Origin of the sequence: Corallococcus sp. CA053C (assembly GCF_003611675.1) — a bacterium.
Taxonomy (GTDB): Bacteria; Myxococcota; Myxococcia; order Myxococcales; family Myxococcaceae; genus Corallococcus.
This window is the reverse complement of record NZ_RAWA01000440.1, coordinates 1-7,902: the sequence shown is the minus strand read 5'-3', so window position 1 is coordinate 7,902 and position 7,902 is coordinate 1. Positions and strand designations below refer to the sequence as shown.

At 72.6% G+C, this 7,902-nt stretch carries 7 protein-coding genes; 3 read left to right on the top strand and 4 right to left on the bottom strand.

Going from position 1 to position 7,902, the window contains the following annotated elements; translation table 11 throughout:
* Nucleotides 1-12: 12 nt before the first annotated feature.
* Nucleotides 13-417 carry a hypothetical protein gene (locus D7V97_RS44950; protein WP_120615251.1) on the bottom strand — a complete coding sequence of 135 codons (405 nt, stop codon included), beginning with the start codon at nt 415-417 and terminating at the stop codon, nt 13-15.
* A gap of 395 nt (nt 418-812) precedes the next feature.
* On the opposite strand from D7V97_RS44950, the gene D7V97_RS36620 reads away from it, so the two are divergent.
* The 3 genes from D7V97_RS36620 (at nt 813) to D7V97_RS36610 (ending at nt 4,130) form a co-directional block, all read left to right on the top strand.
* Nucleotides 813-1,808: a class I SAM-dependent methyltransferase gene (locus D7V97_RS36620; RefSeq protein ID WP_120615250.1), complete on the top strand. Its 996-nt coding sequence runs from the start codon at nt 813-815 to the stop codon at nt 1,806-1,808.
* Between the two features lie 91 nt (nt 1,809-1,899).
* Nucleotides 1,900-2,703 carry a hypothetical protein gene (locus D7V97_RS36615; RefSeq protein WP_120615249.1) on the top strand — a complete coding sequence of 268 codons (804 nt, stop codon included), beginning with the start codon at nt 1,900-1,902 and terminating at the stop codon, nt 2,701-2,703.
* Between the two features lie 44 nt (nt 2,704-2,747).
* Nucleotides 2,748-4,130: a wax ester/triacylglycerol synthase family O-acyltransferase gene (locus D7V97_RS36610; RefSeq protein WP_120615248.1), complete on the top strand. Its 1,383-nt coding sequence runs from the start codon at nt 2,748-2,750 to the stop codon at nt 4,128-4,130.
* 7 nt (nt 4,131-4,137) lie between these two features.
* On the opposite strand, the gene D7V97_RS36605 is transcribed toward D7V97_RS36610, so the two are convergent.
* The 3 genes from D7V97_RS36605 to D7V97_RS36595 all read right to left on the bottom strand — a co-directional run.
* A complete protein-coding gene (locus tag D7V97_RS36605) occupies nt 4,138-5,505 on the bottom strand; it encodes a sigma-54 dependent transcriptional regulator (RefSeq protein WP_199729065.1) in 1,368 nt (455 codons plus the stop codon).
* Nucleotides 5,502-7,034 carry an ATP-binding protein gene (locus D7V97_RS36600; RefSeq protein ID WP_120615247.1) on the bottom strand — a complete coding sequence of 511 codons (1,533 nt, stop codon included), beginning with the start codon at nt 7,032-7,034 and terminating at the stop codon, nt 5,502-5,504. The genes D7V97_RS36605 and D7V97_RS36600 overlap by 4 nt, the downstream gene beginning before the upstream one ends.
* Before the next feature lie 22 nt (nt 7,035-7,056).
* On the bottom strand, nt 7,057-7,902 hold an 846-nt coding region (locus D7V97_RS36595), incomplete at its 5' end, for a HEAT repeat domain-containing protein (protein WP_368668990.1).

The window sequence follows — 7,902 nt, the reverse complement described above, 5'->3', positions numbered from 1 at the left end:
GGGCCGGATGCCCTAGAGGCGCCCCGCGTTGGCCCAGTCGATCATCCGCTCCGCCAGCTCCTCCGCGTTGCGGCGCAGGTAGGCGAGCTGCAACAGCTCATCGTCCGTGCGCGCCTGCCCCAGCCGGACCCGCAGTCCGTCCGCGAAGCGCACCACCTGACCGATGCTGAGCGCACCCCGGTCCTCCTGCGCCCCGGCGAAGCCCGCCACGTCCGCCTCCACCGCGTACCCCTCCGCCAGCAGCGCCTCCACCAGCGCCGGGCGCGCCACCCGGCGCTCGTGCTCCCGCGCCTCCTGGAGCTGCCGCCGCCAGGGCTGCGCCTCCCACCTCGCTCGGGCCGCATCCTCGGGGGCCTGCGGCGCCACGACTTCCCACGGCACGTTCTGCAGCTGCTGCGACTCAATGGCTTGAATCATCAGTGCCCCCTCCCCACCCCGGGGTCCATCCGCAGGCAGGACCGACAGCGAGCCTCCGTTCCGTGAGCCGTCCTCACGGGTTGGGGGCTTTGAAAGGAAAAACGCTTTAACCTTTTTTCCTTGAATGCCCCGGAGGGGTGCTTGAGCCGCCACTCCCGGACACCCCAGCGGGTAGGAAAAACCTTCCTGACGGCTCACTTTCCGAGATGCGGTCATGGGAGGTCTTGTCGGGACCGGTATTTCCTGGATCACCGGATGTTCAGGTGGGGACAGAGGGCGGCCCCGGGGACGGATGGGCGGGGTGGGAAATCTCCAGCATCGTGCGGAGTCCTGGTCCCCGGGGGCGGGTGTGCGGAGTGCCTCCGGGGACAGTCACTGGTCTCCGGGGGGATGCCATGTCGAACCTGCTCGACCTGCCTCGTCAGGCGTTGATGGACTTGCGCTCGCGTATCAGCCACCTGCCGCTCGTGTCCCAGCTGCACCGCCGGCACGCGCCCAACAGCCTCACGCTGTCCAGTCCGGCGCCGCAGGACTCGGTGTTGGCGGATCCCCAGCGCGTGGACACGTGGCACCGCGCGGTGGAGCGCTACGTGCGCCCGCACCACGTGGTGGTGGACGTGGGCGCCGGCACCGGCCTGCGCACCTTCCTCGCCGCGCACCAGCGGCCGCGCAAGCTGTACGCGGTGGACGACTCGCGCCTGTTGGACACGGCGCAGTGGGTGGCCCGGCGCAACAGGCTGGAGAACATCGACTTCGTGCGCGAGCCCACCTGGCACTTCCAGCCGCCGGAGAAGGCGGACGTGCTGCTGCATGAGTTGCTGGGGGAGTCGCTGTTCGACGCGGGGCTCGTGCCGCGGATGTTGGACTTGCGCTCGCGGCTGCTCAAGCCCGGGGGCCGCATCCTGCCCAACCGCTTCGAGGTCTACGTGGAGCCGGTGCAGCTTCGCGCCGAGGCGTGCGTCCCCTTCATCTGGACGCAGCACCTGCCGCACGTGGACTTCCGCTGCCTCCAGTCGCTGCGCGAGGCGATGAGCCCGTCGTACTTCACGCGGCTGGTGCGCTCGTACGAAGTGGACCACCTGCTGTGCGAACCGGAGCCCGTGTTCAGCTTCGACCTGGAGACGATGCGCGCGGATGGGCTGCCCACGCGCGTGCGCTTCCAGCGGCCGGTGGAGGAGGACGGCCGGGTGGATGGCTTCTGCCTGTTCTACAAGGTGGCCTTCGACTCCGAGCTGGACTTCATGGTGTCCCCGCTGCGCGAGCGCAACGCCACGGCGATGACGCTCCTGCGCGTGGAGCCGCGCGAGTTCAGCCGCTACGACACGCTGGGCTTCGAGCTGGAGCTGCCCAACCCGTCCGACCCCCGCACCTGGCGGTGGCAGTTCACCTGACGGCAGAGCAGGGCCCCGGAGTGATGCCCGGTGGACAGGCGCCCTGCCTCCCGATGTCGCGGGAGGGGGGACTGTCTAGCTTGCAGTACGCATGCGACTGCCCCGCCTCCTCGTCCTGCTTCTCGTCTCCAGCGCTGGCCTTCCCGCGGCGGCCCAGACTCCGCGCACCGTGGCGGGGGTGTGTGGCCGCACCAACTGGGTCTGCGTGTCGGAGTGCATCGACGCGGAGTGCGTCGACAAGTGCCTGCGCGAGGGGTGTGAGGACTCGCTCAAGCGGCTGAAGTCCTGCACCAGCAAGGCGGCCTGCGCACCGGACGACACGAAGTGCGCGGCCACCTCCTGCGGACAGACGTGTGAGCGGGCCTTCGAGCCCGCACCGAAGAGTCCGGAGAAGCCGGTGGAGGACCCGTGCGAGGGGCCCAAGGCGCTCCAGGGCACGGCGGTGCCGGAGGAGCTGGTGGGCACGTGGGTGCTGTCGGCGGCGAGCCTCCCGGACATCGAGCAGGGCAAGGAGGACCGCATCGATGTGCAGCCCCGGTCGGACTACGCGCGGTCGCTGCGGATGACGCCGACGGGGTGCTTCGTGCTGCGCACGAAGTTGGACGACGCGACGCTCGGGCGCGGCAGCACGCTGGACGTGCGCGCCTGGGGCAGGGTGGAGGTGAAGGACAAGAAGCACCTGGCGCTGCGCACGCAGGATGGGCAGGCGGTGGGCCCGGTGTGCGGCAAGGAGCGCGTGGTGCCGCTGGCGAAGGGGAGGTTCCAGGGCGGGGAGTTCACCTACGCCATCGAGGAAAAGGACTCGCTCATCCTGACGGTGCCGGGTGCGACGCGGCAGACGTTCCAGTTCGAGCGCGAGAAACCCCAGGCCCCGGAGCCGCCGCCCAAGCCTTGAGCGAGGGCCTTGCTCCGACAGGGCGCACGGGTGAGAAGGACGCCATGGCAGGCCGCGAGCGGATGGCGAGCATGGACGCGGCGTGGCTCCAGATGGAGGAGCCCGCCAACCTGATGATGATCACCGCCGTGCTGTGGTTCGACGGTCCGATGGACCGCGAGCGGCTGCGCGAGGTGGTGCGCGAACGGCTGGTGGAGCGCTACCCGCGCTTCCGGCAGCGCGTGGTGCCCGGGGCGCTGGGCGCGCCGCACTGGGAGGACGCGGCGGATTTCGACCTGGACGCGCACCTGTCCACGCTGCGCGTGCCGGCCACGGGGGGACGCGTTGCGCTGGAGGCCCTGGTCGGGGACTGGCTGGGTGTCCCGCTGGAGCGCTCAAGGCCGCTGTGGCACCTGCACCTCGTGAAGGGCTCGTCCCACGGCGACGTGCTGCTGGCGCGCCTGCACCACTGCATGGCGGACGGCATCGCGCTCGCGCGGGTGCTGCTGTCGCTCACGGATCCGGTGGATGCGGAGCGGTCGGCTCCGCGCGCGGAGGCGGGTGACGCAGAGCCCTCCTCGCGCCCGGCCGCGGAGTCGCTTGCGGCCCCCCGGTGGATGCGGCTGGCTCGCGGTGCACGCAGCGTGCTTCGCAAGGGCGTGGAGCTGGTGCAGGAGCCCATCCTCGCGGGCGACCTGGTGCGCGAGGGCGCCCGGGGCGCGGCGGCACTGGGAAAGCTGCTCGTTCAGCCGGCTGACCCCCGCTCTCCCCTGCGCGGACCTCTGGAGATGCGGAAGCTCGCCGCGTGGTCGGAGCCGGTGCCCCTGGCGCGGGTGAAGGCCGTGGGCCAGACGCTCGGGGGCACGGTGAACGACGTGTTGCTCACGGCGGTCACGGGGGCGCTGCGGCGCTACCTCTCGACGCTCGATGCTCCACTGGAGGACGTGCATGCGCTGGTGCCAGTGAACCTGCGGCCGCTCGATGAAGCGATACCCCGGGAGCTGGGCAACCACTTTGGCGTGGTGTTCCTGCGGCTCCCCGTGCACCTGGAGGACCCCCGCCGTCGGCTCCGCGAGGTGTCGAAGCGGATGGAGGCCCTCAAGCGTTCACCCGAAGCGGTGGTGACGCATGGCGCGCTGGAGTTGCTGGGACGCACGCCCGCCGCGCTGGAGCGGATCATCGTGGACGTGATGGGCTCCAAGGCGTCGCTCGTCGCCACCAACGTGCCCGGGCCGCGTCAGCCGGTGTCCCTCGCGGGCGCGCGCCTGGCGGGGCTCACGTTCTGGGTGCCCCAGGCGGGGCACGTGGGCCTGGGGATCAGCCTCTTCAGCTACGCGGGCCAGGTGACCGTGGGCGTGGCCTCGGATGCGGTGCGCGTGCCCGACCCGGGGGCCATCGTCGCCGCGTTCCAGGACGAGCTGGATGCCCTGGCCACGGTGGCTCCCTGAAACCTCCCTACAACAGGCCGTGCTCCTCCAGCTTGTTGTAGAGCGTGCGCCGGCTGATGCCGAGCAGCCGCGCCGCCAGCGTGCGGTTGTCCCCCGCGCGCTTCAGCGCATCCACCAGCGCGTCCTTCTCCACGTCCTTGCGCCGCGACTCCAGCGTGCCGGAGTCCACGGTGGGCGAGGGCGCGGCGACCGGCGGTGAGAGGCCCGGCTGCCGTGACAGCTCGCGCGCCACGTCCGCGCCCGTGAGCGTCGGCCCGTCGGAGAGCACCACCAGCCGCTCCAGGAAGTTCTGCAGCTGGCGCACGTTGCCGGGCCACGGCTGGGCCTGGAGCGCCGCGAGCCCATCCGCGCTCAGCGTGAACGGTGGCCTCCCGTTCGTCTTCGCGTGCACGTCCAGGAAGTGGCGCGAGAGCGGCTCGATGTCCTCCGGCCGCTCGCGCAGGGAGGGCAGCCAGAGCGGCACCACGTTGAGCCGGTAGAAGAGGTCCTCGCGGAAGGTGCCCCTGCGCACCAGTTCCTCCAACGGCTGGTGCGTGGCCGCGACGAACCGCACGTCCACCTTCACCGTCTGCGTGCCGCCCAGCCGTTCGAACTCGCGCTCCTGGAGCACTCGCAGCAGCTTCACCTGCACGGCCTGGGACACGTCGCCAATCTCATCCAGGAACAGCGTGCCGCCGTGCGCCAGCTCCACGCGGCCGGGCTTGCGCGTCGCCGCCCCCGTGAAGGCGCCCTTCTCGTAGCCGAACAGCTCGCTCTCCAGCAGCGTGTCCGGCAGCGCCGCGCAGTGCAGCTTCACGAACGGCCCCGCGCGCCGGGGACTGCCCTCGTGCACCGCCCGCGCGGCCAACTCCTTGCCCGTGCCGGACTCGCCTCGCAGCAGCACCGTGGCCGTGCCCAGCGCCGCCTTCGCCAGCAGGGCCTTCACCTCCGACATCGCGCGGCCCGCGCCCACGAACAGCCCGTCCGGCAGCTTGCCGGCGCTTCGCGGCGTCTCCTCCTTCGCGCGCAGCAGCGCCTTGCGCAGCGTGAAGAGCAGCTCCTCCCGGTCGAAGGGCTTGAGCACGAAGTCCGCCGCGCCCGCCTTCATCGCCTCCACCGCGAGCGGCACCGTGCCGTGCGCGGTCATCAGGAGCACCGGCACGTCCGGCCAGCCGCGCCCCACCTCCGCGAGCAGCTCCAGGCCGCTCATGCCCGGCATGCGCACGTCGCTCACCACCACGTCGATGGGCCGGCGCGCGAGCAGCGCCAGGGCGTCCTTCGCGCTGGACGCGGGATGCGGGGTGAGGCCCGCCTGGGTGAGCAGCGCGCCCAGCACCTTGAGCAGCGCCGGGTCGTCATCCACCACCAACACGTGGCCCTTCAGTGGCTCGCTCACGCGGCTTCTCCCTCGGAGTGCTGGGACGGCAGGGCAGGGGCCGTCGGCAGGCGCAGGCGGAGGATGGTGCCACGGCCCTCGCTGCTCGTCAGGGACGCCGTGCCGCCGTGCGCCTCCGCCACGCGCCGCACGAAGGCCAGCCCCAGGCCGCTGCCCGTCGCCTTCGTGGTGAAGAAGTCGTCGAAGGCCCGCTCGCGCGTGCGTGCGTCCATGCCGCTGCCGGTGTCTTCCACGCTCACCACCACCGCGCCTCCATCCTCGTGGGTGCGCACGGTGAGCGTGCCGCCCGTGGGCATCGCCTCGAAGGCGTTGCGCACCAGGTTCTCCAGCGCGTTCGCGAGCAGGTCCTCGTCCCCCGCGCACGCGGGCAGTCCCGGAGCCAGCGCCTTCGTCAGCACCACCGCGCCGGGGTTCGCGAAGGCCTGGAGCGACAGCACGTCCTCCACCAGCCGGTTCAGGTCCAACGGCCGGCGCAGCGGCTCCACGCGCGCGAGCCGCTGGTACGTGCCCGCCACGCGGTCCAGCCGCTCCACCTGCTCCAGCAGCAGGTCCAGGAACTCACCGTGCGCCTCCCACGAGTGCCCGCGCGCGTGCTCTTCCTTGAGGTACTGCGCGGCGCCCTTGAGCGCGGCGATGGGGTTGCGAAGGTCGTGCGACATCTGCGCGGAGAAGCGCCCCAGCGTGGCCAGCTGCTCCAGCCGCTCGCGCTGCGTGACGAAGCCCGCGACGACCCGCCGCGCCGCCGCCAGCAGCGCGAAGGTGATGGCGGTGGTGCCCACGACGAGCGCGCCGGATTCGGCGGCGAAGACGCGGAAGAGCGCGAGGTACGCGAGCACGCCCACCAGCGCGAGCACCCCCGCGTACACCGCCGCGCTCGTGGCGCGCGCGTCCTTGCCGAAGAGCTGGAAGCGGAGTGACGCGGTGGCCATCACCGGCAGCCCCAGCAGCGTGCCCACGTTGCCCAGCTTCGGCACGGGCAGCGCCATGTCCGCGGCGAGGTCCGTCAGCAGCAGCGCGACCAGCAGCCCCAGGCCCAGCAGCACCAGCCCCGCGCGGGCCTTCTCGTCCGCGGAGCCCTCCCGGCGCAGGTGCAGCGCCAGCAGCGTGAAGGCCGCGGCGAGGATGGGGATCGCCACGGCGCTGACCGCGAACCCGAAGCGGAACGTGTTGATGTGCGCTTCGAGCGCGGGCCACCCGATGGCCACGAGCATCGTCAGCGCCAGCAGGCTCATCACCGCGTAGGTGCCGTACATGGCCCAGGCGGAGCGGCGCCTGCGGCCCACGAACGCGAGGATGAAGTGCACCGCGCACGGCAGCGTCATCAGCGCCGCGGCGAAGCCCACCAGCCGCCAGCCCGTGTCGCCCGAGCGCGCGAGCCCGAAGGCGGAGAAGTTCCAGGTGGACAGCGCGATGGACAGCAGCGACAGCGGCAGCGCGAGGGGGCTTCTGCCCACGCGGGCCAGCGCGATGCCGGCGAGGGCGAGCTGCCCCGCGCACGCCAGCAGGCTGACCCACATGGCGCCCGTCATCGCGCGCTCCCGGGTGGGGACCTCAGAGCATGCCCAGACGGCGGGCGTTGGCCGGATCCACCGCCGCGGCCTCCCAGCGTCGCACCGCGACCTCGCGCTCCGCGTCCGGCGCGTCCGCGTAGTAACCGAGCGTGTCATGCAGCGCGCGGCTGAGCTCCTCGATGGACGCGAGCCGCACGTCCAACTCGCGGTGGCGGAGCGCGGCCACCAGCCAGTCCGCGCGGCGGCGGCTGCGGTTCTCCGCCCACCACGACGACCACTGGCGCGGGTGCAGGCCCAGCGTGGCGCGGGTGACTTCGCGCAGCGCTTCGGCGGCGGCCTGCGCGCACATCGCGTCGTCGCTGCCGGTGAGGTTGATGAGGCCCTCGATGGCGTCGCGGTCGTGCAGCGTGCCCAGGGCGCGGGCCGCGAGCGAGCGGCGCAGCGCGTCCCGGCTGGTCAGCTCCTGGCGCAGGTCGCGCAGGGATGCATCCAGGCGAGGCAGGTGCTTGAGCGCGGCGGCGGCCACGCGCGCGGCGCTGGAGATGTCCGGCTCCAGGTCGAACAGGCCGCGCAGCACGCCGTCCACCAGCTCCGCGTAGGGCAGGTTGCCCGCGGTGAGCAGCGCGAGGTAGCGCGCGTCCGCGTCGTTCGAGTCCAGCAGCGGCGCCAGCGCGACGGCCGCGGGACGGCCCAGCCGCGACAGGGCGGCGGGGATGGGGCCCAGCTCGTCCGCCTCGGGCAGCTCCACCACGGGGAGGCGGCTCCAGGCGGTGGGGCCGGGGAAGTGCTGCGCGAGCACGCGGGCGCTGGCCTCGGGCGAGCGCGCCAGCTCCGCCATCGCGCTGGAGCGCTGCGCGGCGTCCGGACCGGTGAGGCGGCGCAGCAG